This window comes from Bacillus sp. FSL P2-0099 (genome assembly GCF_038007445.1).
Lineage (GTDB): Bacteria > Bacillota > Bacilli > Bacillales > Bacillaceae_G > Bacillus_A > Bacillus_A mycoides.
In genome coordinates, this window is sequence record NZ_JBBOXE010000001.1 from 1156428 (window position 1) to 1182265 (window position 25838).

Annotated in this window: 23 protein-coding genes and 1 other annotated feature; of the genes, 17 read left to right on the plus strand and 6 right to left on the minus strand. The window is 36.6% G+C overall.

Features of this window, described 5'->3' with window-relative positions:
• Positions 1-161 precede the first annotated feature (161 nt).
• A complete protein-coding gene (clpB, locus tag MKY90_RS05895; RefSeq protein WP_098167262.1) occupies positions 162-2762 on the plus strand; it encodes an ATP-dependent chaperone ClpB in 2601 nt (866 codons plus the stop codon).
• A gap of 33 nt (positions 2763-2795) precedes the next feature.
• Here clpB and MKY90_RS05900 read toward each other — a convergent pair whose 3' ends face one another.
• A complete protein-coding gene (locus tag MKY90_RS05900; protein WP_001211111.1) occupies positions 2796-2978 on the minus strand; it encodes a YjzD family protein in 183 nt (60 codons plus the stop codon).
• A gap of 155 nt (positions 2979-3133) precedes the next feature.
• Here MKY90_RS05900 and MKY90_RS05905 point away from each other — a divergent pair, with 155 nt between their 5' ends.
• The 7 genes from MKY90_RS05905 to MKY90_RS05935 all read left to right on the plus strand — a co-directional run bounded on the left by MKY90_RS05905 (position 3134) and on the right by MKY90_RS05935 (position 9440).
• Positions 3134-3868 carry a hydrolase gene (locus MKY90_RS05905; RefSeq protein WP_002030268.1) on the plus strand — a complete coding sequence of 245 codons (735 nt, stop codon included), beginning with the start codon at positions 3134-3136 and terminating at the stop codon, positions 3866-3868.
• A 29-nt stretch (positions 3869-3897) separates the two neighbouring features.
• On the plus strand, positions 3898-4770 hold the full coding sequence (locus tag MKY90_RS05910) for an NAD-dependent epimerase/dehydratase family protein (RefSeq protein WP_002086991.1): 873 nt from the start codon (positions 3898-3900) through the stop codon (positions 4768-4770).
• A gap of 64 nt (positions 4771-4834) precedes the next feature.
• The gene (locus MKY90_RS05915; RefSeq protein ID WP_002011319.1) at positions 4835-5011 is read left to right on the plus strand and encodes a ComZ family protein; all 177 of its coding nucleotides are present in this window, start codon (positions 4835-4837) and stop codon (positions 5009-5011) included.
• 431 nt (positions 5012-5442) lie between these two features.
• Complete coding sequence (gene fabH, locus MKY90_RS05920; protein WP_098167263.1) at positions 5443-6375, plus strand: beta-ketoacyl-ACP synthase III; 933 nt, start codon at positions 5443-5445, stop codon at positions 6373-6375.
• 31 nt (positions 6376-6406) lie between these two features.
• Positions 6407-7645: a beta-ketoacyl-ACP synthase II gene (gene fabF, locus MKY90_RS05925; RefSeq protein WP_061688962.1), complete on the plus strand. Its 1239-nt coding sequence runs from the start codon at positions 6407-6409 to the stop codon at positions 7643-7645.
• Positions 7646-7760: 115 nt separating this feature from the next.
• Positions 7761-8552 (plus strand): DUF2268 domain-containing protein, encoded by a 792-nt coding sequence (locus MKY90_RS05930; protein WP_002030365.1) that lies wholly within the window; start codon positions 7761-7763, stop codon positions 8550-8552.
• 141 nt (positions 8553-8693) lie between these two features.
• Positions 8694-9440 carry a YjbA family protein gene (locus tag MKY90_RS05935; RefSeq protein WP_002030367.1) on the plus strand — a complete coding sequence of 249 codons (747 nt, stop codon included), beginning with the start codon at positions 8694-8696 and terminating at the stop codon, positions 9438-9440.
• A gap of 268 nt (positions 9441-9708) precedes the next feature.
• On the opposite strand, the gene trpS is transcribed toward MKY90_RS05935, so the two are convergent.
• Positions 9709-10698, minus strand: coding sequence for a tryptophan--tRNA ligase (gene trpS, locus MKY90_RS05940; RefSeq protein WP_000110999.1), 990 nt, complete (start codon positions 10696-10698; stop codon positions 9709-9711).
• 74 nt (positions 10699-10772) lie between these two features.
• Positions 10773-10990, minus strand: a binding site (T-box leader).
• Between the two features lie 105 nt (positions 10991-11095).
• Positions 11096-11476, minus strand: coding sequence for a DUF3899 domain-containing protein (locus MKY90_RS05945; protein WP_033708890.1), 381 nt, complete (start codon positions 11474-11476; stop codon positions 11096-11098).
• Between the two features lie 319 nt (positions 11477-11795).
• Here MKY90_RS05945 and MKY90_RS05950 point away from each other — a divergent pair, with 319 nt between their 5' ends.
• The 5 genes from MKY90_RS05950 to MKY90_RS05970 all read left to right on the plus strand — a co-directional run bounded on the left by MKY90_RS05950 (position 11796) and on the right by MKY90_RS05970 (position 17490).
• A complete protein-coding gene (locus MKY90_RS05950) occupies positions 11796-13430 on the plus strand; it encodes a peptide ABC transporter substrate-binding protein (protein ID WP_098167265.1) in 1635 nt (544 codons plus the stop codon).
• 127 nt (positions 13431-13557) lie between these two features.
• Positions 13558-14487: an oligopeptide ABC transporter permease gene (gene opp3b, locus MKY90_RS05955; RefSeq protein WP_000534165.1), complete on the plus strand. Its 930-nt coding sequence runs from the start codon at positions 13558-13560 to the stop codon at positions 14485-14487.
• A complete protein-coding gene (gene opp3C / locus MKY90_RS05960; RefSeq protein ID WP_012260546.1) occupies positions 14484-15500 on the plus strand; it encodes an oligopeptide ABC transporter permease in 1017 nt (338 codons plus the stop codon). Before opp3b ends, opp3C begins: the two co-directional genes overlap by 4 nt.
• An 18-nt stretch (positions 15501-15518) precedes the next feature.
• Positions 15519-16562 carry an ABC transporter ATP-binding protein gene (locus MKY90_RS05965; protein WP_012260547.1) on the plus strand — a complete coding sequence of 348 codons (1044 nt, stop codon included), beginning with the start codon at positions 15519-15521 and terminating at the stop codon, positions 16560-16562.
• Positions 16555-17490 carry an ABC transporter ATP-binding protein gene (locus MKY90_RS05970; protein WP_002086978.1) on the plus strand — a complete coding sequence of 312 codons (936 nt, stop codon included), beginning with the start codon at positions 16555-16557 and terminating at the stop codon, positions 17488-17490. The genes MKY90_RS05965 and MKY90_RS05970 overlap by 8 nt, the downstream gene beginning before the upstream one ends.
• Positions 17491-17680: 190 nt before the next feature.
• On the opposite strand, the gene MKY90_RS05975 is transcribed toward MKY90_RS05970, so the two are convergent.
• Entirely contained in the window at positions 17681-19126 is a 1446-nt protein-coding gene (locus MKY90_RS05975; protein WP_002166144.1) for an MATE family efflux transporter, read from the minus strand.
• Between the two features lie 353 nt (positions 19127-19479).
• Between MKY90_RS05975 and MKY90_RS05980 the strand changes: the two genes are divergently transcribed.
• Entirely contained in the window at positions 19480-21126 is a 1647-nt protein-coding gene (locus tag MKY90_RS05980) for a peptide ABC transporter substrate-binding protein (RefSeq protein ID WP_002134962.1), read from the plus strand.
• Between the two features lie 29 nt (positions 21127-21155).
• Here the strand turns inward: MKY90_RS05980 and MKY90_RS05985 are convergent, their stop codons facing one another.
• Positions 21156-21359, minus strand: a complete 204-nt coding sequence (locus MKY90_RS05985; RefSeq protein WP_000559981.1) for a hypothetical protein — start codon at positions 21357-21359, stop codon at positions 21156-21158.
• 580 nt (positions 21360-21939) lie between these two features.
• On the opposite strand from MKY90_RS05985, the gene spx reads away from it, so the two are divergent.
• Positions 21940-22335 carry a transcriptional regulator Spx gene (gene spx, locus MKY90_RS05990; protein ID WP_002011348.1) on the plus strand — a complete coding sequence of 132 codons (396 nt, stop codon included), beginning with the start codon at positions 21940-21942 and terminating at the stop codon, positions 22333-22335.
• A gap of 50 nt (positions 22336-22385) precedes the next feature.
• Here spx and MKY90_RS05995 read toward each other — a convergent pair whose 3' ends face one another.
• Entirely contained in the window at positions 22386-23060 is a 675-nt protein-coding gene (locus MKY90_RS05995) for a TerC family protein (RefSeq protein ID WP_061674935.1), read from the minus strand.
• Positions 23061-23496: 436 nt separating this feature from the next.
• Between MKY90_RS05995 and mecA the strand changes: the two genes are divergently transcribed.
• Positions 23497-24180: an adaptor protein MecA gene (mecA, locus tag MKY90_RS06000; RefSeq protein WP_002011351.1), complete on the plus strand. Its 684-nt coding sequence runs from the start codon at positions 23497-23499 to the stop codon at positions 24178-24180.
• A 72-nt stretch (positions 24181-24252) separates the two neighbouring features.
• On the plus strand, positions 24253-25797 hold the full coding sequence (locus MKY90_RS06005; protein WP_002064255.1) for a cardiolipin synthase: 1545 nt from the start codon (positions 24253-24255) through the stop codon (positions 25795-25797).
• Positions 25798-25838 lie beyond the last annotated feature (41 nt).

A 25838-nucleotide genomic window follows, 5' to 3' on the forward strand; every position in this document is an offset into this window, starting at 1 on the left:
ATCGTTATTGCGGCTTTTTTGATTAGGAAAATGAATGTTACTTTTTTCTTTTTCCAATAATAAGTTTGAACTACATAAGCAAAATTATTGTATAAAAAAGTCAGTTGGCGTATAATCAAATCAAAGGTCAAAGAAAGTCAAACATTTGGAGGGCTGTAAAGATGGACTTAAATCAAATGACAACGAAAACACAGGAAGCGATTATGAGTGCTCAATCTTTAGCGGTATCTCATCATCATCAAGAAGTAGATACTGTTCATCTATTGCTTACGTTATTAGAGCAACAAGACGGATTAACGGTACGTATTTTTCAAAAAATGAATGTCGATATAGAAGCGTTAAAGCAAGGCGCCGAAAGTTTAATTAAGAAAAAGCCTTCTGTAACTGGAAGCGGGGCAGAGGCAGGGAAATTATATGTAACAGGTGCTTTGCAACAACTGCTTGTAAGAGCAGGAAAAGAAGCGGAGAAACTGCAAGATGACTACATTTCAATCGAACATGTATTACTTGCTTTTTCTGAAGAAAAAGGCGATATAAATCAATTATTCGCAAAATTTTATATTACGAAAGATAACTTATTACAGTCTTTAATGACAGTTCGGGGGAATCAAAGAGTGACTAGTCAAAATCCAGAAGCAACTTATGAAGCGTTAGAAAAATATGGCCGTGATTTAGTGGCTGAAGTGAGAGCGGGGAAAATTGATCCTGTTATCGGTCGCGATAGTGAAATTCGACGTGTAATCCGCATTCTTTCACGTAAAACGAAAAACAACCCGGTTTTAATTGGTGAACCCGGTGTTGGTAAAACAGCAATCGTTGAAGGATTAGCGCAGCGTATTGTGAAAAAAGATGTCCCAGAAGGATTAAAAGATAGAACAATTTTCGCTTTAGATATGAGTGCACTTGTGGCCGGGGCAAAATTCCGCGGTGAGTTTGAAGAACGTCTGCAAGCTGTATTAAATGAAATTAAAAAGAGTGAAGGTCGCATTTTATTATTCATTGATGAACTTCATACCATCGTCGGCGCTGGTAAAACAGAAGGAGCGATGGATGCGGGAAATATGTTAAAACCAATGCTAGCGCGTGGTGAACTACATTGTATCGGGGCAACGACATTAGATGAATACCGTAAATATATTGAGAAAGATCCAGCGTTAGAAAGACGTTTCCAACAAGTGTTAGCAGAAGAGCCAACTGTTGAGGATACAATTTCCATTTTACGTGGTTTAAAAGAGCGTTTTGAAATTTATCACGGTGTAAATATTCATGACCGCGCGATTGTAGCAGCATCTGTTTTATCAGATCGATACATTTCGGATCGCTTCTTACCTGATAAAGCGATTGATCTAGTTGATGAAGCTTGTGCAACAATTCGAACAGAAATTGATTCTATGCCAACAGAACTAGATGAAGTAACGCGCCGCATTATGCAGCTGGAAATTGAAGAAGCTGCTCTTGGGAAAGAAAAGGACTTAGGTAGTCAAGAGCGCCTAAAAACATTGCAACGTGAATTATCGGATTTAAAAGAAGTTGCAAGTAGTATGAGAGCGAAATGGGAGAAAGAAAAAGAAGACATTCATAAAGTGCGTGACTTACGTGAACATTTAGAGCGCTTGCGCCGTGAGTTAGAAGAAGCAGAAGGAAATTACGATTTAAATAAAGCAGCTGAGCTTCGCCACGGGAAAATTCCAGCTATCGAAAAAGAGTTAAAAGAAGCGGAAGAGATGGGTGCACATAATAAACAAGAGAATCGTTTATTACGCGAGGAAGTAAGTGAAGAAGAAATTGCAGACATTGTTTCAAGGTGGACTGGTATTCCTGTCGCAAAACTCGTTGAAGGTGAACGTGAGAAATTATTACGTCTTGAACAAATTTTATCAGAGCGTGTTATCGGTCAAGAGGAAGCGGTAAGCCTTGTATCAGACGCAGTACTTCGTGCTCGCGCTGGCATTAAAGATCCGAATCGTCCAATTGGTTCATTTATTTTCTTAGGCCCTACAGGTGTTGGTAAAACTGAGCTTGCAAAAACGTTAGCACAAACGTTATTTGACAGTGAAGAGCAAATGATTCGTATCGATATGTCTGAGTATATGGAGAAACACGCAGTGTCACGCTTAATTGGTGCGCCTCCTGGATATGTTGGATATGAAGAAGGCGGACAATTAACAGAAGCAGTAAGACGTAAACCATATTCTGTTATTTTGTTAGATGAAATCGAAAAAGCACATCCAGAAGTATTCAACATTTTATTACAAATGTTAGACGATGGCCGCATTACAGATTCACAAGGACGTACAGTAGACTTTAAAAATACGGTTATTATTATGACTTCAAATATTGGATCTGCTCACTTATTAGAAGGGCTAGAAGAAGATGGTTCTATTAAAGAAGAGTCAAGAGAACTTGTAATGGGACAATTAAGAGGACATTTCCGACCAGAATTCTTAAACCGTGTCGATGAAATTATTTTATTCAAACCTCTTACAAGGAATGAAATTAAAGGTATTGTTGATAAGATTGTACAAGAATTACAAGGGCGTTTAGCAGATCGCCACATATCATTAGAATTGACGGAATCTGCAAAAGAATTTGTTGTAGAAGCTGGATTCGATCCGCTGTACGGAGCTCGTCCGTTAAAACGATACGTACAGCGTCAAGTTGAGACGAAATTAGCGAGAGAATTAATTGCAGGAGCGATTACTGACAATAGTCACGTAGTGGTTGATGTAAAAAATAACGAATTAGTCGTGCGTGTGAAGTAAAAAAAGAGTTCGGATAAAATCCGGACTCTTTTTTTAGTGTTGTTCTACTGGCTCGTTTGGAATCGCAGCTGCAATCGCTAATACTAATACCGCAAGAACAACTGAGAAAATAGACGCTTGGTTAAAATCGTATGTACCGCCAGTCATAGAGCCGATTACGTAGCTCATCATATGTACAAGTGCGAACGACCAAATTAATGCCCAAATGAAACGCATATTTTACACCTCTATTCGTTCAATCTGTCCTTATTGTAACACAATTGAAAAAAGAATATAGAAAAATATTTGTAGATTTTTCAACGCAAATTTGCATTCTGTTCATACATTATAAAGAGTACTTTTATACGTTTAGAAAATAAGGCGGGGGAAAAATGAGTATTACGGAACGTTTTTTTTACTTAGAAAAAGAACCATGTGTAATTTATTTACCGGAAAAGCCAAATGGATTTTCTGTTATGCTCCTAGGAGATTATAACTATTTTATTGAGAATGGTACAAGTTTATGGACACAGCATGCAGGGAGAGCTTATTTTTTACAGGGCCTTATTGAAAAAGGTTATACGGTCTTTTCATCTAACTTATACGGAAGGCATTGGGGGAACGATCGAGCTGTTCGTCTTGCAAAACGTTTGTATGATGTCGTTCTAAGAAAAGAGACATTGAATGCGAAAATGCACATTATGGCAGATGGTATGGGAGCGCTTGTAGCACTGGAGATGATGAACAAATACCCTGAATGTATACGTTCTGTCGTTATGTTAAATCCGTGTTTAGATTTACCAGAATATGTGGATTTTGAGAAAGAGCATAAGTTTTTTTACAAAAGATTAGTGAAGGAATTAAGTTTGGCGTATGATTCCAAAGAAGAAGAATTAGAATCAAAAATAAATAAGAAATCATTTGCGCTTCTGCCGTCTTGTGTACCTGTTAAAGTTTTTGTCTCAACACAGGAAAAAAGAGGAAGAAAACAATTGTTACGTAAATACGAGAAAATGAGGCAATTCAATCAATGCGATACTTCTGTTTTATTCCATCTGCAAGATGTGAAATATAAAATGGTTAGACAAACGACTGATTTCTTTAAAAAATATGAAGAAGAATTGTGAAGCTCCCATATACATAAATGAGGAGCTATTTGTTTCAAGGGGAAAGGGTTGGTGGTATGAAACGCGTGCTGATTATAGGTGCACTTACGTTTGTAGGTTATCACCTTGTGAATAAAATGATTGCAGAAGAAGTAGAAGTATATGGTCTTGATTTTGATGAATTTGATAGTATGACAAAAATTAATGAAGAGAAATTATTGTTGATTGGGCGGAATGCGTTATTTACGTACTATTCTATAAGGGATGAAGACGGATGGCGATCGGTAGAGGAAGAGAGTTTCGATACAGTTTATTTTTGCTTGTATGAGCCGAATCAGCAAAGTGGATTTCGGAATGAAAGGGTCATATTACAATATTTAAAACGAATCGTAAGGATGTGTGAAAAAAATAAAGTAAAGTTAAATCTAATTTCTTCTATTGAAATAGGAAGCACTGAAGAATCCGAAAACAAACATCTATTTTCGAAAGTGGAAGAAGGGTTGAAAAAAGGCGAATTACAATATAGTGCATATCGAGTTCCTACATTATATGGGCCGTGGCAACCGTCGTTTATGATGTATCATCAGCTTATTTTATCAGAACTTGATGAAAAAGAGTGCCGTTGTATAAATGGAGAAAAAGGAAGTGATTTACTTTACGTTGAAGATGTATGTGAATATTTATGGGAAAATGGAATGAATGTAAAACACCTCGGTATATATAATTTACTTAGTGGAAAAGAAGAGTTATGGGAAAAAGGTATGAGTCTTTTACATGCAGATGATAAAGTAAATAACAAAAATGTGGAAGTAAGAGATGAAGCTGTAGAGGTTATTTCTATTCAAAAAAATACACCAGTAGAATTCGGTTTAAATAAACAATTGGCACATATGAAAAAATATAAAGAGTTATACGAAGGGTAGCATGCATGTTACACTATTGTATGGATAATTGATTGAAAAGCTTTAATGGAGAGGAAGAGATTACATGAACGAAAAAAGTATGCAATTTTTACAAATCGCAATGAAGCATTTACCAGAAGCAAAGGCAATTTTAGATTCTAATGGAATTGCACTTGATATGGAGAAAGCACAGCCGGTGTTAGAGCTATTGATGAAAGTAATGGGCGAAGCATATGAGCTTGGGAAAGCAGATAAAGAATAAAACCAAACCCTTCTTTTTTGATGGAAGAGAGGCTCGAACCGTGGATAGAAGCGGTAAGGGCCTTTTTTTATTTCGAGCGAGGTAATACCAGAGAGATGATGAGGTTAAAGGGAAAGGTTATGAGGAGAAGGTCTTAGTTTTGAAGGAAAGCAGATAAAGAATAAAAAAATCTTCTTTTTTGATGGGAGAGAGGCTCGAGCTGTGGATAGAAGCGGTAAGGGCTTTTTTTGTTGCGAGCGGAGTAAGGTCAAAAGTATTGGGAAGTTTATCTTTTGAAAGGATAGGGATTTTTCTGTTTCTTTTAATGAAAAATAAAGTTAGTAATACGCTGTCTTATTTTTTTAGCTGAAATATATTCTAGACAAAAGTACATTTATGTTTTAAAATTAGTACCAAGTCATAATAATTGATATAAAACGGAGGGCTGCGATGTGAACGTGGGCATTTTAGGGATCGGAAGATATGTGCCAGAAAAAGTAGTCACAAATCACGATTTAGAGAAAATCGTAGATACATCTGATGAATGGATTCGTACGAGAACGGGAATTGCAGAAAGACGCATTGCCGATGATACAATAGATACTTCATATATGGCGGTAGAGGCTTCTAAAAAAGCACTTGAAGATGCCGGGATTAGCGGAGAGGATATCGATCTTATTTTAGTGGCAACAGTAACGCCAGATCGCGCATTCCCAGCAGTAGCTTGTGTAATCCAAGAAGCAATTGGCGCAAAACACGCAGCAGCAATGGATTTAAGTGCAGCATGTGCTGGCTTTATGTACGGAATGATTACAGCGCAGCAATTTATTCAAACGGGAACTTATAAAAATGTATTAGTAGTTGGTAGTGACAAACTATCTAAAATTGTAGACTGGAACGATCGAAATACAGCAGTACTATTTGGGGACGGAGCAGGTGCTATCATAATGGGAGCTGTTTCGGAAGGAAAAGGTGTACTTTCTTTTGAATTAGGAGCGGACGGAAGTGGCGGTAAGCATCTTTATCAAGACGAGTATGTTATGATGAACGGCAGAGAAGTCTTTAAATTTGCTGTTCGCCAACTTGGTGATTCCTGTCTTCGCGTGTTAGAAAAAGCGGGACTTACGAAAGAGGATGTGGACTTCTTAGTACCACATCAAGCGAATATTCGTATTATGGAATCTGCAAGAGAAAGATTAAATTTACCGAAAGAAAAAATGAGTATGACAATTGAAAAGTTCGGTAATACATCGGCTTCTTCAATTCCAATTGCAATGGTAGAGGAATTGCAAAATGGACGTATTCAAGATGGGGATTTAATTATACTAGTCGGTTTTGGCGGCGGGTTAACATGGGGAGCAGTAGCTCTTCGTTGGGGTAAATAAGGACTGAGAGAAAAAAAGGAGTGTATTTTGTATGGAAAAAAAGAGGGTCGTAATTACAGGGCTAGGAGCTGTTACACCGATCGGAACAGATGTTGAAACAGCTTGGGAAAACATTAAAAACGGTGTATCCGGAATCGGACGACTTACAAGAATAGATTCAGAACAAATTCCTGCAAAAGTAGCAGCAGAAATTAACGACTTTGAAGTCGAAAAATATATAGATAAAAAAGAAGCGCGCCGTATGGACCGCTTTACGCAATATGCAGTAGCAGCAGCGAAAATGGCAGTTGCAGATGCGAAGCTTGAAATTACAGAAGAAAATGCACCACGCATTGGTGTATGGGTTGGTTCTGGTATTGGTGGTATGGAAACATACGAAGAACAATTTAAGATTTTTGCTGAAAAAGGTCCGCGCCGCGTGAGCCCATTCTTCGTACCAATGATGATTCCAGATATGGCAGCAGGTCAAGTGTCAATCGCTACAGGAGCGAAAGGAATTAATACTTGCTCTGTAACAGCTTGTGCATCTGGAGCAAACTCAATTGGTGATGCGTTTAAAGTAATCCAGCGCGGTGATGCTGATGCGATGATAACAGGCGGAGCAGAAGCGCCATTAACAAGTATGGCATTCGCTGGGTTTAGCTCAGCGAAAGCATTAACATTCAATGAAGATCCAGCAACGGCTTGCCGCCCATTCGATAAAAATCGTAGCGGTTTCGTAATGGGTGAAGGATCAGGAATTCTTATTCTTGAAGAATTAGAGCACGCATTAGCACGTGGTGCTCACATTTATGCGGAAATTGCTGGTTATGGTGCAACTGGTGATGCGTTCCATATTACAATGCCTGCTCCTGGCGGTGAAGGCGGAGTTCGTGCGATGCGTCAAGCTTTAGCTGATGCAGGTCTAGAGCCAAAAGATATTGATTACATTAATGCACATGGTACAAGTACAGATGCAAATGAAAAGTATGAAACGATGGCAATTAAAGAAACTTTCGGTGAGCATGCATATAAAGTAGCGATTAGCTCAACGAAATCAATGACAGGTCATTTATTAGGAGCAGCTGGTGCTGTTGAAGCGATCTTCTCTATTAAATCAATTACAGACGGAGTAATTCCTCCGACGATTAACTATGAAACACCAGATCCAGAATGTGATTTAGATTACGTACCAAATACAGCGAGGCATCAAGAAGTGCGAGCTGTATTAAGTAATTCATTAGGATTCGGTGGTCATAACGCAGTATTAGTATTTAAAGCATATAAATAATATGTACCATAAGGTGTCTTTTCGTAAAGTATTACGAAAAGATACCTTATTTATTTTTAATCACCTTTACGTTCCTTTCTTTTTTGCATATACATAAGAAAAGGAGGGATGAAGGTTGGGGGTTGTTGAAACGGCAGAATGGTTACATCTGTATTATGGACGTCCAGAGAAGCTTTGTGAGAAATTTACAAAGTATATTCCATTGCCAAAAGAGAGACTGTATCGCTTTTTAATCTCTAAAGGTATGTATCGCCCAGTAATGCGGGGGGAGCAGGAAATTAAAGAGTTAGAGAAGAAAGAAATTTGGAAAGAACTTAGCATGGAGTATGAAAAATTGAAAGGTTGGCTAAAAGGTCCAGATGTCCCTATCTTTATTTTATTATCAGATTCATACAATCGAACTGTACAAGAGGAATATAACGGGAAGGCTGGCTTATCTATGCGTCACGTTATTTTCTTATTCGTATGTGGACGTAATTCAGTAGAGGAACTAAAAGCTTTATTAACGCATGAATACCATCATATATGTAGGTTACATCAAATTGAGACGAAAGAAACAGAGTATACATTACTTGATACGATGATTATGGAAGGGTTAGCTGAGCAAGCTGTGTATGAAAGGTATACAGAAAAAAGATGTGCACCGTGGACTACTTACATTTCAAAAGAAGATGCTATTTATTATTGGAGGAATTCAATACAAGAACGAATAGGCGTAAAGAGAGGTACGAGGGAGCATGATGTTTTATTAAATGGACTGCACTCGTATCCGAAAATGCTTGGCTATGCACTTGGATTTCATATTGTGAAAGATTGTGTAGCATTTGAAGGAGAAAATACACTTTCTTTATTATCTATAGATGCGAAAGAAATCTTGAATAAAGCAAATACATTTCATGTTTCATGAAAAACAGGGGAGCTATCTCCTGTTTTTTTTATATTATAGAAGAAAAAATAATAATTAGAATATATTTCCTCAAGTGGAATAAAGTTAAGCGAAACTGAACATAATGATTGGTACAAACAGTAGTGAAGTGAGGGGTAGTGAATGTTATATCTACATGATGTATGGGTAAATTGGTTTGAAGGTGAAGAGAATGGGTATAACGTTTGTCATTTTTACGAATGGCGGAAAGATGATACGATTGAGCTATTAGATCAAGTGCCATTATTAAAAGTAGATGCCACATTATATCATTACATCGAGAACGAATTATTAGAGCTTCCGCAAAAATTATTGGAAGACGTATATCATAAGGCTTATATTCGTAAAAATCACGAACGTTTGCAACAAGAATATTGTTTTGTAGTTACAGATGGAAAAGGAATTATTGCGATTGATTCAATCGGCTATAATGTGCCAATTAGAAAAAGTAGGCTTATACCGCGTCAAGAACAGATGGTATATGAGATGGTAGAGAATGTGCAAGCAGAAAAGTATGAGTTCCAAGTGGAAGAGATTGAAAAAGAACATCATATTTTATCACCGTCGCCTTTCATTATGAACGGCCTAACTCGTAAAGAAAGACAGTTAAAACAATTATTATTTATGGCATTAGATCAATTACATACAACGAAAAATCCAGCTGAAATTCGCTATTGGTTCACAGAGTGGGATCCATCAGCGTACGGAATGGTCCAACATATGGAGTTTGAAGATGTTTGGGCTAAACTTTATGATGAAGCGAAAACTGGATGGTCTGAGAAGCACGAGCAATTATGTGAGCGCCTTGTAAAAGGACAGCCGTTTTTTGAAAAGTTATGGGAAATGGAAAATGAGCAGAAGGTAAATTAAAAAAACCGCCAATTGGCGGTTTTTTTTTATGGAGGTGACAAGAATGTTCGGTGGCTTCGCGCCTTCCTGCGAGGCAAAAAGCGCCTCGCAGGAAGGAGCTCCATCCCCCTCACATTCTGAACGAGCCACTTCCGCTTTTTGTAGTAATCCAGCTCTGGCAGCAAGCTCTTCGTGTCTAAGAACCTTCCGCATAAGAAGACAAAAAGCGTCTTCTATGCGAAAGAACCTTAGCCAGTCAGAGCTGAACGAGCTGCCTCCGCTTTATAAGTTACCTACGTTTTCTACTCAGTCCCATTGCGTTTTCTACTTTGCGTAGTTGTTTGAATGCAACGCGGTTTGCTTTTTCTGCACCTTTGTCTAGAATTTCGTCTAGTTCTGGTGAGTTGATTAGTTCGTTATATTTGTCTTGGATTGGACGAATTGCTTCTACGACTACTTGTGCTAGGTCGCCTTTGAAGTCCCCGTATCCTTTTCCTTCGTACATTGCTTCTATTTCTTCAACTGTTTTTCCAGAGAATGAAGAGTAGATTGTTAATAAGTTAGAGATTCCAGGTTTGTTTTCTTTATCAAATTTCACGATACCTTCAGAATCAGTTACAGCACTTTTAATTTTCTTTTCAATTGTTTTTGGTTCATCAAGCATACTGATCATTGCTTTTGGATTCGGATCAGATTTACTCATTTTTTTCGTAGGTTCTGTTAATGACATAACGCGAGCTCCTACTTTTGGAATACGAATTTCAGGAACAGTGAACACTTCACGGAAGCGTTTGTTGAAACGCTCTGCTAGGTCGCGTGTTAATTCCATATGTTGTTTTTGATCATCACCAACAGGTACGATTTCAGTGTTGTAAAGTAAAATATCAGCAGCCATTAATGGTGGATACGTTAGTAATCCAGCTGGAACTGAATCTCTACCAGAAGATTTATCTTTATATTGCGTCATACGCTCTAATTCTCCAACGTAAGCAACTGATTGCATAATCCATCCTAGTTGAGCGTGTGCTGGTACTTCTGATTGTACAAATAAAGTAGCTTTTTCAGGATCGATGCCACATGCTACATAAAGTGCAGCAAGACTGCGAATGTTTTTACGAAGTTGTACGGGATCTTGAGGTACTGTAATCGCATGTTGGTTTACAATACAGAAATAACAGTCGTGTTCATTTTGAAGCTCTGTAAATTGCTTCATAGCTCCTAAATAGTTTCCAAGTGTAATTGTTCCGCTTGGCTGAATACCAGAAAAGATAACTGACATAAGTAATTCCTCCTAAAATTGAATGTGCGATGGGGAAGAGAAGGCATACAAAAAAGCCCATTCATCCCAAATTACATAGGGACGAATGGACCGCGGTACCACCCTAATTATTTCACAGCTGTGAAATCTCTCAAGATCCATAATAACGTCTGGATATAACGCCAAAGCCTACTACTTTCGGTTCGGTTTGGTGCTCAAAAGCCCATTCCATACTGCGCAATTACTTGTTCACACCAGCCACAAGCTCTCTGAAATTGCCTCAATATGTACTCTTCTTTATCATCGCATACATATAAATTTATTTATTGTTACCTAAGCTCTTTTAATATGAAAGAACTAAAGTTTTATAACAAAATGTTTTGCTGATTATTATATCATATGGGATAGTGTTTGCAAACTACATCAAAATAGTAAAGCTAATGAGGATCGAGAACAATCCAAGTACGATACCGGTAATACAAATCGGATACGTCCATTTGAATGAATATGTTTTATAAATACGTTCTTTCTTATCGATAGGTTCCTCTGCTTCTTCAATTAAAGAGTCAATTTTTTTATTCGTACCAAATACTCTTTGGAATGCGTAAATTGTTACGTTAAAAAATCCGTTTTGAAATATGAATAAAAAACCACCTATAAGAATAAAAACCAATGCAATATAGAATGAGATGTTGACAAAATTCAACAAAAAATGTGATGAAACGAGGAATGCGCCCACACTAGAAGCGATTATCGCAACCAAAAATAGTATACAAGTATGAAAAAAAACTTTATTCAAAATATTCCCCTCCGTCAAAATATTACTAGAATTATTATACTATAAAAGTTATAATAAGTAATATAAATAATTTTTTGAAAATTATACGCAATTGAGGTTCTAATTTCAAGATGATGGTAGCAATGTTAACGTATCCCTTTACAAAAAATTAAAAATATAAACATTTTATTAAAAATTTTAACAAAAAAACAAAAAACTATATTCACAATCGTCATATTATATGTATAATGAAAATTGTAGAAACTTGGAGATTATTCTTTCAATTCTGTTTTTCTACAAGTGAGGGTACAGGAAGTGCAATTAGGGGAGGCAACACAGCATGAAGAAAAAGATACCGCTATTGCTTGCATCGACGTTGACAGTAAGTGTGCTAGGAGCCTGTAGTTATCAAAAAGATGATAATAAGGCAAGCGCGAAAGGATCCAGTACTTCAAATAAGCAAGTATTGAATCTAACAGAAACTGCTGAAATACCAACAATGGATACGACGCTATCAACGGATGCAGCATCTTCTAACATCATGAATAACACAATGGAAGGGTTGTATCGTCTGGGGAAAGACGATAAACTCGCTCCAGGAGTCGCTAAATCTTATGAGAAATCAGAAGATGGTAAAAAGTATGTATTTAAATTACGTGAAGATGCGAAATGGTCGAATGGTGAACCTGTAACAGCGAAAGACTTCGTTTATTCTTGGAGAAGAGCTGTTGATTCAAATACGGGTGCCAAATTTGCTTACATACTATTTGATGTGAAAAATGCAGAGAAAATTAATAAAAAAGAATTACCAGTTGAGGAACTTGGTGTAAAAGCAATTGATGATCACACACTTGAAGTGGAATTAGATAATCCTGTTCCTTATTTTGTAAGTCTAACAGTCTATCCAACATTTTATCCTTTGAATGAGAAGTTTGTAAAAGAACAAGGAACAAAATTCGGATTAGAATCCAATACGACACTTTATAATGGCCCATTCGTTTTAAATGAATGGAAACATGAACAAAGTTTCCACCTTAAGAAAAATCCAACGTATTGGGAAAATAAAGAAGTGAAGCTTGAGGAGATAAACTTCAATATTGTTAAGGATCGCTCAACTGCTATAAACTTATATGAAACGAAAGCGATTGATCGTGTAGTATTAACATCAGAATTTGTAGATAAATACAAATCAGATGCTGATTTTAAAACAATTAAGAGACCATCTACACAATTCATTCGTTTAAATGAAAAAAATAAATTTTTAGCAAATAAAAATATCCGAAAAGCAATTGCGATGTCCTTTGAACGTGAAAATATCGGGAAAGTTATCTTAAACGATGGTTCAGAAGGAATGTATGGTTTTGTTCCGAAAGGTTTGGCAAAAGGACCTAACGGAAAAGACTTCCGTGAAGAGAACGGAAAGCTTATAAAAGAGGATGTTAAAGAAGCTCAAAAATATTGGGAAGCTGGTAAAAGAGAACTTGGTGTAGACAAAGTAGAGTTAGAGTTATTAAACTTTGATACTGATGATGCTAAAAAAATCGGAGAGTATTTAAAGGGACAATTCGAAAAGAACTTACCAGGTTTAACAGTTTCAACAAAAATGCAGCCATTTGCACAAAAGTTAAAACTTGAAGCAAGTGGAGATTATGCGATGTCATATGCGGGATGGAGTCCAGATTATATGGATCCAATGTCATTCCTTGAAATGTATACAACAGGTAATTCGCAAAATAAAGTGAATTACGCAAACCCAGCTTATGATGAACTAATTAAGAAAGCCAAAACAGAAGTAGATGTACAAGCTCGTTGGGATGCTCTATTAAAAGCAGAACAACAATTGCTTGAAGATGCAGCGATTGCTCCAGTATATCAACCTGGAAAGGCATATTTACAACGTAGTTCAATTACAGGCCTATTAGAACATAAATACGGCGGAGAATTTAGCTATAAGTGGGTTGAACTCAAAAACTAAAAATGGTTTCCATCATGAATAAGGGTATATGCCTATGATGGGCATGTGCTCTTATTTTAAAAAAATAAAAGTAAGAATATTTCAAACTATCTTATTGCTTTTGAGAAAAACGGGGAGGTGCTTGACTATGGGACGTTATGTATTAAAACGTTTCGTGTACATGGCTTTGACATTATTTTTAATTACTACACTGACTTTCTTTTTGATGAAATTACTACCGGGTTCTCCGCTTAAAAACCAGGAGAAGCTATCACCGGCACAAAAAGAAATCATTCTTGAAAAATATGGATTAAATGATCCAGTACCAGTTCAATATGCACGTTACTTAGGTAACTTAGCAAAAGGTGATTTAGGGGTATCATTCCAATATGATAACCGCCCAGTAACAGATATGATTGTGGATCGTATTGGACCATCAGCACAACTTGGTTTACAAGCGATTATATTAGGAACATTTATCGGTTTAATTTTAGGAATCGTTGCGGCGCTTCGTAACAATACGTGGGTCGATTATGGGGCGACAATTATTTCCGTACTCGGGATGTCGGTACCCTCATTCGTATTCGCCGCATTACTACAATATTTCGTAGGGGTAAAGCTTGGTTGGTTCCCAGTAGCATTCTGGAAAGGACCGGAGTTTACAGTAATGCCTACAATTGCCTTATCGATGGCAGTTATCGCAACAATCGCACGTTTCGCTCGTGCAGAGTTAATTGAGGTTATGCAAGCAGACTACATTTTAACAGCGAAAGCGAAAGGAATTAGCCAAGGCGTTATCATTATCAAGCACGCACTGCGTAACGCATTAATTCCAGTTGTAACAATTTTAGGACCAATGGTTGCAGGATTAATTACAGGGACACTAGTTATTGAGCAAATTTACGCTGTACCTGGACTTGGGGAACAATTCGTTAAATCGATTACAGTGAATGACTATACAGTTATTATGGGAACTACAATTTTCTATAGTGCGATCTTCATCTTAGTTATTTTCATTGTCGATATTTTATACGGAATTATTGATCCTCGTATTCGTTTAGCGGGAGGGAAAAAATGATGAAAGATGTACAAAAATTATCTCCAGATTTATTTCAACCAGCCAATCAGAGTAATGTTGATAATGAAGTCATTGCCCGTCCAAGCTTAACGTTTTGGCAAGATGTAAGAAGACGTTTGTTCCAACATAAAGGTGCAATGTTTGGTTTCATATTATTAATGCTTATTGTACTACTAGCAATTTTAGGACCGATGGTAAGTAAGCATTCTTATAAAGAGCAGGATTTAGGTCGTGCGAAAATGCCACCGAAAATTCCAGTGATTGAAAATGTTCATTGGCTACCATTTGACGGTACAGATCAATATGGTGTTGACCAATATGAAAAACGTGATATTAAAGAGTACTTCTGGTTTGGTACAGATGATCTTGGCCGTGATTTATGGACAAGAACATGGGAAGGTACACGAGTATCATTATATATCGCTCTTTTAGCAGCAGCGATTGACTTAGTAATTGGGGTTGCATACGGAGGTATTTCAGCCTTCTATGGCGGCAGAGTAGATAATATTATGCAACGTATTATGGAGATCATTAACGGTATTCCATACTTAATCATCGTTATTTTAATGGTAATCATTATGGGATCAGGTATTTGGTCAATTACACTTGCGATGGCAATTACAGGTTGGATAGGGATGTCGCGTATCGTTCGTGGACAGATCCTAAAATTAAAAAACCAAGAATATGTATTAGCATCTCGTACATTAGGGGCAACGAATACACAGTTAATTGTGAAGCACTTAATTCCGAACGTAATGGGACCAATTATCGTAATGACAATGTTTACAATTCCAACAGCGGTATTTGGTGAAGCATTCTTAAGCTTCATCGGACTAGGTATTCAGCCACCATTCGCATCACTTGGTTCTCTTGTAAATGATGGTTATAAATCAATTCAAACGTATCCACATATGATGTTCATCCCAGCGGTTGTCATCAGTATGTTAATCTTAGCATTCAACTTAATTGCAGACGGATTACGCGACGCGTTAGATCCAAAAATGCGTAAGTAAAAGAGGGGAGAAGTAAAAATGAAAACATTGCTAGAGGTAAAAGATTTGCAAGTCTCCTTTGATACACATGCAGGTGAAGTACAAGCTGTACGCGGTGTTACTTTTGATTTGAAAAAAGGAGAAACATTAGCGATTGTAGGAGAATCTGGTTCTGGTAAATCAGTTACTTCTAAAGCGTTAATGGGATTAATTCCGAATCCTCCAGGACGTATTAAAAACGGTGAAATCATATTTGAAGGTCGTGACTTAACGAAACTAACAGAAAAAGAAATGCAGCAAGTACGCGGTAAAGATATTGCGATGATTTTCCAAGATCCAATGACATCATTAAATCCAACGATGACTATTGGTAATCAAATTATGGAAGGCCTTATTAAACACCAAGGGATGAGTAAAGCAGATGCACGTAAAGTTGCTTTAGAATTAATCGACCTTGTAGGTATTCCAAATCCAGAAGCACGCTTAAAACAATATCCTCACCAATTCTCAGGTGGTATGAGACAACGTGTAGTTATTGCGATGGCGTTAGCTTGTAATCCGAAATTATTAATTGCCGATGAGCCGACAACAGCGCTAGACGTTACAATTCAGGCGCAAATTTTAGAACTTATGAAGGACATTCAGCAAAAAACAGAAGCAGCAATCATTTTCATTACGCATGACTTAGGTGTAGTGGCAAACGTTGCAGACCGAGTTGCGGTTATGTACGCTGGTAAAGTTGTTGAAATTGGAACTGTTGATGAAATTTTCTACAATCCAAAACATCCATACACATGGGGCTTAATCGCATCTATGCCAAGCTTAGATGGTGCAGAGGACGAGCTATATGCGATTCCAGGAACGCCTCCAGACTTATTAAAACCGCCAAAGGGTGATGCTTTTGCACCACGTAACCCGCAGGCATTGAAAATTGATTTTGAAATGGACCCACCTTTATTTAAAGTAAGTGATACACACTATGCGGCAACTTGGTTACTTCACGAGCAAGCTCCAGAAGTAAAACCACCGGCAGTCGTTGAAAAACGCATTCTTCAAATGAAAGCAGGTGAACAACATGACTAAACAACGTGAGAAATTAATTGAAGTAAAAAATGTAAAGCAGCACTTCGACGTGAGTGGTGGTGTTGTCAAAGCGGTTAATGATATTTCATTTGATATTTACCGCGGAGAAACATTTGGTCTTGTAGGAGAATCAGGTTGTGGTAAATCGACAACTGGAAGAACGATTATTCGTTTATATGATGCAACTGCTGGTGAAGTGTTGTTCGATGGTGAAAATGTACATGGTAAAAAATCACGTGCAGAGCTGAAGAAGTTCAACCGTAAAATGCAAATGATTTTCCAAGATCCATATGCATCATTAAATCCTCGTATGACAGTAGGGGATATTATCGCAGAAGGTATTGATATTCACGGACTAGCAAAAGGCAAAAAAGAGCGTATGGACCGTGTTCATGAATTATTAAATACAGTTGGTTTAAATAAAGAGCACGCAAACCGTTTCCCGCATGAATTCTCAGGCGGACAACGTCAACGTATCGGTATCGCTCGTGCGCTAGCTGTAGAACCTGAATTTATCATTGCTGATGAACCAATCTCAGCACTTGACGTATCGATTCAGGCGCAAGTTGTAAACTTACTGAAACAGTTACAAAGAGAAAAAGGTTTAACATACTTATTCATCGCCCATGATTTATCAATGGTAAAATACATTAGTGATCGCATTGGTGTAATGTACCGTGGTCAAATCGTTGAGTTGACAACAAGTGAAGAGTTATATGCGAATCCAATGCATCCATATACAAAATCACTACTATCTGCAATTCCGCTTCCAGATCCAGATTATGAGCGCAATCGTAAACGTATCGTATACGATCCATCTCAACATCAATATGGTGAGGAAGCACCGACAATGCGTGAAATTCGCCCAGGACATTTTGTATTATGTTCTGAAGCAGAGTATAAGAAATATAAAGAAATCTATCAATAATAAAGTAGAGCCATTCTTCTATTACAGAAGGATGGCTCTATTTTTTATACTAATTAAACTTAATTTAGTATAAAGAGATTTTATCCAAGTTCTTTTTCTGTTTAAAGACAGCAAATTAAGAGTTTCCAAGAATGAAGAAAAGGCGACTGAAATCCAGCCGCCTTTTTCTTCATTTAGAAACAATTTTATTTTACTGCGCCTGAACAGAAACACTCTCATCTTGCTCATTTGGTTTAACAAGTGCATAATTTTCCCACGATCTACTTCTCCAGCGGAAGAACATAATAATTGCTCGCGTCCATTCGTCGATAGCAATCGCTAGCCAAATACCAACGAGCCCCATGTCTAAATGGAAGGCGAAAAAGTAACCGAGTGGTAAGCTCATTAACACCATGGAGAATGCGCCGATTAAAACAGGATATTTTGCATCGCCAGCTGCACGAAGTGAATTAATGATGACGATGTTCATCGTCCGTCCTGTTTCAAGTAGTACACTTAGTAAAAGAACGCTTGCCCCTAGAGCGATAATATGAGGATTATCTGTAAATAGTCCCATTAATTGTGTGCGGAATGTAACAACGAGCATGACCATAAATAAAGTTACGCCAATCGCCCATTGTACACTTTTCCATACGCGTGTGTAAGCTTCATCCTTTTCATTTCCGCCAACTAGGCGTCCAACGATAATAGCTGTTCCCATACCGATAGCAATGGCGAATAAATAAGTGAACATGGAAATGTTAGTAGCGTATTGTCTTGCAGCTAACGATTCCGTACCTAAGTATGTTGCGTAATATAAGAAGACAATTTGACAAGCTTGATACATGACTTGTTCGAATGCAGATGGAATGCCGATCTTCAAAATTTTGCCAACGTATTCTTTTGATAAAGTGAAGTAATATTGTAATTTCACACGGTATTCCATAACGCGGTACAGTAACCAGAAGAAAACGATAAGTGCGATTAACCGGCTGACAGCGGAAGAAATCGCGGCTCCTTGCACACCAAGTTCAGGGAAACCGAATTTCCCGAAAATAAGTACGTAGTTTCCGGCGATATGAATAATATTCATTCCAAGCGAAACAAACATTGCTTGTTTTGTAAAGCCGTGAACGCGGATAATTGCGGCTAATGAGTTAATAATAGCTTGAAGGAAAATAGCTCCTCCGACGATGGATAGATAGCTTTGTGCATACGTTAGTACATCGCCTTGTAAATTCATTGCCATCATCATATGTTTTGAAAATAAAAGAAAACCAGCGCTTATAATGAGTCCGACCACTAAATTTAATGTGACGGCTAATGCTGATATTTTTGATGCTTCCATAAAGCGTTTAGAACCGAGGTATTGGGATACAACGATAGCTGCACCATTCCCTATGACTTCTAGTACTAAAATCGCGATATGAAGGTATTGATTCGCTGCACCAACCCCAGATACAGCATCGTCTGATAATGCACTTAACATGAAAGTATCAGCGATCCCCATCAGCATAAAAAGAAAAACTTCTAGAAAAATAGGCCATGTTAATAAGAATAAACTCAATTTCTCTGTTGGCCCGTTTTTTGAGCGAATTGCTGTCATGTCCGTCCCCTCTTTACCGATATCTATTTTTAGCAAAGTGTATCGTAACACACTTTCATATCCTTTGCACTCATTTTAGCCTACATATTTTCAATATGAATAAACCTTCATTTTATGATAAAAAAGGAGGGATAATTATGCTTAAGATATTATAGAATATAAAATTTGTTTTTCCCTGATAATTTAGAAAATTATAAAAATCGTCATTTTTAACACTTTAGTTCAATAAAAACGCAGTATGAAACGTTTACAAATATACTGAGTGTTCACAGGGAATTTTAATAAGATAGAAATATAAATATACAAAGATTATATTTGTGTGTATAATATGAATTATTAGAACATATATATATTTCTTTCTGTTTGAAAATGAAAGGGCTAACATTTTTTTGGAGGGTGGAAGTATGAAAAAAAAGATACCAGTTTTTGTAGCATCAACAGTAGCAATGAGCATGATTTTAGGGGCATGTGGCTACCAAAAAGATGAACCGCAAGCGAACGCAAAAGGGGATAGCGGGAAAAGCGGTGCGAAGCAAGTTATTAACTTAATTGAAACACAAGAAATTCCAACGATGGACCCAGCGTTATCAGCTGATGCAGTTTCTTCAAAAGTAATGAACAATACGATGGAAGGTCTATACCGCCTTGGGAAAGACGATAAATTAGTTCCAGGTGTAGCGAAGGAATTCCAGAAGTCAGAAGACGGTAAAAAGTATACATTTAAATTACGTGAAGATGCAAAATGGTCAAATGGTGAACCTGTAACGGCGAAAGATTTCGTGTATGCATGGCAAAGAGCAATTAATCCAGATACAGCTGCGAAATCGGCGTACATTATGTACGATATAAAAAATGCTGAGAAAATTAATAAAAAAGAGATGAGTCCAGACCAATTAGGTGTAAAAGCGATTGATGATCATACACTAGAAGTAGAATTAGATAATTCTATTCCATATCTTGTTGATTTAATGGTCTATCCGATCTTCTATCCTGTTAATGAAAAGTATGTGAAAGAGCAAGGGACGAAATTTGGTTTAGAAGCAAATACAACACTTTATAACGGACCATTTACATTAAGTGATTGGCAACATGAACGTAGCTTCAAAATGACAAAGAGCTCATCATATTGGGACAATAAAGAAGTGAAGCTTGAGGAAGTAAACTTTAATATTGTAAAAGATACGTCTACGCCAATTAATTTATATGAAACAAACGCAGTCGATCGAGCGACGTTATTAGCAGAGTTCATCGATAAATATAAAGGCAAACCAGATTTCAAAACGGTAGAAGATACATCTGTATTCTTCCTTCGCTTAAATCAAAAAGACCCAGCTTTAGCAAATAAAAATATTCGTAAAGCAATTTCTCTTGGTTTTGACCGTAAACCATTCGTTGATACATTATTAAATAACGGTTCTAAGCCAGCGACAGGATTAATTCCTGACAATTTTATTAAAGGACCGGATAAAAAAGATTTCCGTGTTGAAAATGGAGATATTGTAAAACCAAATGTAAAAGAAGCGAAAAAGTATTGGGAAGCTGGTAAAAAAGAGCTTGGTAAAAACGAAATTGAATTAGAGATGTTAAATGAAGATGTTGAATTATCGAAGAAAACTGGTGAATATTTAAAAGGTGAATTAGAAAAGAATTTACCAGGATTAACAGTGAAAATTAAACAACAGCCATTCGCGCAAAAACTAAAATTAGAAGATGCGGGCGACTTTGTAATGTCATTCTCTGGATGGAGTGCAGACTTCCCAGATCCAGTTACATATCTTGATATGTTCGTAACGGATGGGGCACAAAATAAAATGAAGTATTCTAATCCGAAGTACGATGAGATTATTATGAAAGCGAAGAAAGATGGAAGCGACGTAAATGCTCGTTGGAAAAACTTACTTGAAGCAGAAAAAATGTTACTTGATGACGCTGCGATTGTTCCGGTATATCAACGTGGTAGAGCATATTTACAAAGAGAAACAATTAAAGATATGTACAACCATAAGTATGGCGGGGAAGTAAGCTTCAAATGGGCATCAGTAGGAAAATAACAAAAAAAGCAGGTGATTACCTGCTTTTTCTAGTACGTACGTTTTTTATAAATGCCTTTTCCGCCAACTTGGTTCCAGCCAGATTGTACATCTAAACTTTTATTAACAAACTTCATTTTTTCTTTCCCACCAAAGAGTTTTTCACCGATGCTATTTGTAATGACACCAATCAATGCTGTTATTCCGATGATGAGGGTAGCAACAATGATAAAATCAGTAAAAAAAGCGATCATATGCAAATTCCCCCTTTGTCTGTCTGTATTTTTATTGTATGAGATAAATGGTAAAAAAGAAAGAAATGTCAGAAAAATATTCGATTTGCTTTAGAAAGCATATAGACATGAGCGGGGAGATTTGTTAAAATAAGAACAAATGTTCCTTTTCGTTTCTAACCTTTAGAGTCTTACATTTCTCAATTGTTTTGTTGGGAAAAGGTAAGAAAACGCTCTCTTTTTAGTGGGGAAGATTATGAAACTGTAATTGTATATCAAGTGAATATTATTGTAGAAAGTAAGTATCAAAAGGGTTGAGGACCGTTGTTAAAGGACAGTTTTACTGAGTATAATCATGTTGCATAGCAGTGGAGTACACGGAGGGATTTTCTCAACTAGCAGTAAATTCACTGTATATTTCTTGCAAAAACTATTGTATAATGATTATAGAAGTTACTTATTAAAAGTAATTATTGTTGCTTACATGAATTGCGATTTTTTACTTTGCTATAAGACAAGTTATCGCGAAAAATTGCGGAAGTTAGAAATTTAAACTGTAATTAGTACAGAATTTGTACTCTTTAAGGAGAGTGAGCTTTGTATGGTAACATTATATAGTTCTCCAAGCTGTACGTCTTGTAGAAAGGCGAAATTATGGCTAGAGGAAAATCATATTCCTTATACAGAACGTAATATTTTCTCAGATCCATTAACGATTGATGAGATTAAAGAGATTTTACGTATGACAGAAAGCGGAACGGATGAGATTATTTCTACTCGTTCAAAAGTTTTCCAAGAATTGAATGTGAACTTAGAGTCTTTACCACTTCAAGATTTATATAAGATGATTCGTGACTATCCAGGTATTTTACGTCGTCCAATTATGATTGACGAAAAACGCCTTCAAGTAGGTTACAACGAAGATGAAATCCGTCGTTTCTTACCACGTACAGTAAGAACGTTCCAATTACGTGAAGCACAGCGTCTTGTAAATTAATTATAATAATATGAAAACCTTCTACCTATTATAGAGTAGAAGGTTTTTTTTTACTGTTTAACATTACGTAATCGCACTTGTTGAACGATAAAGCCTATGCATAAAATGGTGAAAATGAACAAATAAGGGATACTTGTGGCAAAACTAGGATTATGATGAAAAAACGTTGCAAGTCTGTCTTCATGTGTAATCATTTTTCCTGCTGTATAGGCGAGAACTGCTGCTCCGCAATAAATGAGAAATGGAAAGCGTTCCATGAGTATTAAAATAAGTTTGCTTCCCCAAATGATAATCGGGATAGAAATGAATAAACCGATAATTACGAGTGAAAGTTTTCCGTGAGCTGCTCCTGCAATGGCAATAACATTGTCAAACCCCATAACGAGATCCGCGAATACAATTGTACGCACAGCTTGGAATAAAGTCGTTTTTCCTTTGATAGAAGAAAGATCGTTGTTATTATCAGTGAGTAAATTGACCGCAATTAATGTAAGTAAAATTCCGCCGGTGAGTTGTAAAAATGGGATATCAAGTAAATAGACAGCTAGTATCGTGAGGAGAATTCGTAGCACAATTGCTAACATAGTACCAATCAAAATGGCTTTATTTCGTTTTGCTTCAGGTAAATTTCGGCTAGCTAGTGCGATGACAATTGCGTTATCGCCACCTAGTACAACATCGATACCGACAATCATTAGTACAGATGTTAAAAACTCTAAGTCCATTCGTCTGCCTCCATTTATGATGTTTTAATAAGCGAAATATATGTATGTGGTGAAGAAAGTTTGTCTAGTTTTGATCCCGCGTTCCCAGGGACAAAATAATCACCTCTAATAGAAGTTTCACTTTATTACAGTGTACGAGGGAATATGGGAATGTATGTCCAAATTTTTTGCGAGCAGTGAATTGGTATAATGGTATATTTATTCCGATTGGTGCGAGCTAATAATCAGTGGAGGATGAAAAAAATACTGATTATTGTTTCACTTTATGTAAAAAGTCGAATACAGATAGGTATATAACTATTTTTGTAAAATAAATCGATTTTATTTCCCTTCTGGAGAATCTTATCATAAAATGAGAGTACAAGAATCTATTGTTTTGTCATATGAGTGGGGAATCCCTTCATAACAATTCTAAGCAGGAAGGGAGCGTTGTATTTTGGATATTGAAAGAATTAATGACCATACGATGAAATTTTTTATTACGTACATTGATATAGAGGACAGAGGGTTTAATCGTGAAGAAATTTGGTATGATCGCGAACGAAGTGAAGAGCTCTTTTGGGAGATGATGGACGAAGCTCGTGATCATGATGATTTCTTTATCGATGGGCCGTTATGGATCCAAGTGCAAGCAGTCGATAAAGGGATTGAAGTACTTGTAACGAAAGCGGAGCTTTCAAAGGATGGACAAAAGCTGGAACTACCAATAGGTGTAGACAAAATTATAGACATTCCTCTAGATGAAGGCATCGAATCATTATTCCAGCAAGAATTAGTGGAAGAGGTAGAAGAACAAGTAGGAACAAACTTTAATGAAGATGGTACGTTTGGCTTTTTAATTAAGTTTAATGATTTTGAAGATGTGATTTCATTAAGTCATCGTCTTATCTTTGAAGATATAAAAGATGAATTACATTCATTTGAGGACCGATATTATGTATATGTGGAATTCGATGAAGTGCTACATGATGAAGAAGAAATTGATCGTATTTTAAGTATTGTTTTAGAATATGGAGAAGAATCTACTTTAACGATTCACCGTGTAAGTGAGTATGGGAAACAGGTTGTGAAAGAGCGTGCACTTGAGACAATTCGCAACAATTTCCCTCCTAAAATGTAGGCCGATTTCTATAGTATGAAATCGGCTTTTTTTATGAAGAATAGGAAGGCTTTCTTAGTAAGGAGGTAAGAGATGAAAAACACGTTAAAACTACTTTTCTTTTTTCTACTATTGTTCGCATTATTTGTTTCATTACGCATGTTTATTGATGTAGCATTTTATTCGGATGTCATCGGGATAAAGGATGTTTCTATTTTAGGTATTATTAGTATTTTATTTACGGTTTCCGCATTTTTAATTGGATGTGTTATTTTCTTAGAAAACCGCCATCCGTCTAAAACACTTACGTGGTTAATCGTACTAGGTATTTTTCCAGTGTTCGGTTTCTTTGCTTATCTTTTATTTGGACAAAATTTTCGTAGAAAAAGAATGTTCCAAAAGAAGGCATTACTCGATGAACAGGCGTTTTTACAATATAAGGGACACGAAGATTACGAAGAACGGATTTTACGAAATCATAAGCATCAAGAATTGTTATTTCGTTTAGCAGATCGACTAGGTGCTTTAAATATTTCATTTCAAACTGAAACGAGGACATTAACAAATGGAGACGAAACGTTTCAGGCAATTTTAGATGGGTTAAATCGAGCGAAACACCACATTCATATGGAGTATTACATTGTGCGTGATGACAAGCTCGGTACAGAAATTAAAGATATTTTAATAAAAAAATCAAAAGAAGGCGTTGTCGTTCGTTTTTTATACGACGCGGTTGGAAGCTTTAAATTATCAAATTCGTATATTGAAGAATTGAATGATGCAGGAGTAGAAATGATTCCATTTTTCCCTGTGCGCTTTCCAATTTTAAACGATAAAATTAATTATCGAAACCACCGAAAAATCGTTATTATAGATGGAAATGAAGGGTTTGTAGGTGGATTAAATATTGGTGATGAGTATTTAGGGAAGGATAAATATTTCGGTTTTTGGCGAGACACGCATTTATATTTACGCGGTGAAGCAGTTCAAAGTTTACAGCTAATTTTCCTTCAAGACTGGTTTTATATGACTGGTGAGGCGGTATTAGCACCTGAATATTTACAAGCGGAAGCAGTTGAGGGTGATCATTGGGGCGGAGTCCAACTTGTTGGAGGTGGACCGGATAATAAATGGGAAACAATTAAACATTTATATTTTGCAATGATTGCTTCAGCTAGGAAATCGATTTGGATTGCAACACCATACTTTATCCCAGATGATGATATTTTATCTGCATTAAAAGTAGCTGCACTTGCTGGTATTGATGTTCGTTTGTTAATGCCAAGTAAGCCAGATAAGCGGACTGTCTTTTATGCATCAAGATCGTACTTTCCGGAGTTATTAGATGCAGGAGTAAAAATATATGAATATGAAAAAGGTTTTCTTCATAGTAAAGTTGTCATCGTGGATTCTGATCTCGCATCAATTGGGACAGCTAATATGGATATGAGAAGTTTTCATTTAAACTTTGAAGTAAATGCCTTTTTATATGATACAGGTAGCATTCGAAAGCTCGTTCAAGATTTTAAAGACGATTTAGAAGAATCCAGTGAAATTCATGTTGACCGATTTCATAAGAGACGTCTTCATAGGCGGATTGTTGAATCGACGTATCGGTTATTATCACCTTTATTATAGAAAGAGATGTCCTAATTTAGGACATCTCTTTTTTTGAGAGG

Coding starts and splice junctions, on each gene's coding strand:
- MKY90_RS05965 (WP_012260547.1), top strand. CDS start 15,519: ATGAAAACATTGCTAGAGGTAAAAGATTTGCAAGTCTCCTTTGATACA.
- MKY90_RS05900 (WP_001211111.1), bottom strand. CDS start 2,978: ATGCGTTTCATTTGGGCATTAATTTGGTCGTTCGCACTTGTACATATG.
- clpB (WP_098167262.1), top strand. CDS start 162: ATGGACTTAAATCAAATGACAACGAAAACACAGGAAGCGATTATGAGT.
- spx (WP_002011348.1), top strand. CDS start 21,940: ATGGTAACATTATATAGTTCTCCAAGCTGTACGTCTTGTAGAAAGGCG.
- trpS (WP_000110999.1), bottom strand. CDS start 10,698: ATGTCAGTTATCTTTTCTGGTATTCAGCCAAGCGGAACAATTACACTT.
- fabF (WP_061688962.1), top strand. CDS start 6,407: ATGGAAAAAAAGAGGGTCGTAATTACAGGGCTAGGAGCTGTTACACCG.
- MKY90_RS05905 (WP_002030268.1), top strand. CDS start 3,134: ATGAGTATTACGGAACGTTTTTTTTACTTAGAAAAAGAACCATGTGTA.
- MKY90_RS05950 (WP_098167265.1), top strand. CDS start 11,796: ATGAAGAAAAAGATACCGCTATTGCTTGCATCGACGTTGACAGTAAGT.
- opp3b (WP_000534165.1), top strand. CDS start 13,558: ATGGGACGTTATGTATTAAAACGTTTCGTGTACATGGCTTTGACATTA.
- MKY90_RS05970 (WP_002086978.1), top strand. CDS start 16,555: ATGACTAAACAACGTGAGAAATTAATTGAAGTAAAAAATGTAAAGCAG.
- MKY90_RS05985 (WP_000559981.1), bottom strand. CDS start 21,359: ATGATCGCTTTTTTTACTGATTTTATCATTGTTGCTACCCTCATCATC.
- MKY90_RS05980 (WP_002134962.1), top strand. CDS start 19,480: ATGAAAAAAAAGATACCAGTTTTTGTAGCATCAACAGTAGCAATGAGC.
- MKY90_RS05915 (WP_002011319.1), top strand. CDS start 4,835: ATGAACGAAAAAAGTATGCAATTTTTACAAATCGCAATGAAGCATTTA.
- MKY90_RS05995 (WP_061674935.1), bottom strand. CDS start 23,060: ATGGACTTAGAGTTTTTAACATCTGTACTAATGATTGTCGGTATCGAT.
- MKY90_RS06005 (WP_002064255.1), top strand. CDS start 24,253: ATGAAAAACACGTTAAAACTACTTTTCTTTTTTCTACTATTGTTCGCA.
- opp3C (WP_012260546.1), top strand. CDS start 14,484: ATGATGAAAGATGTACAAAAATTATCTCCAGATTTATTTCAACCAGCC.
- MKY90_RS05935 (WP_002030367.1), top strand. CDS start 8,694: ATGTTATATCTACATGATGTATGGGTAAATTGGTTTGAAGGTGAAGAG.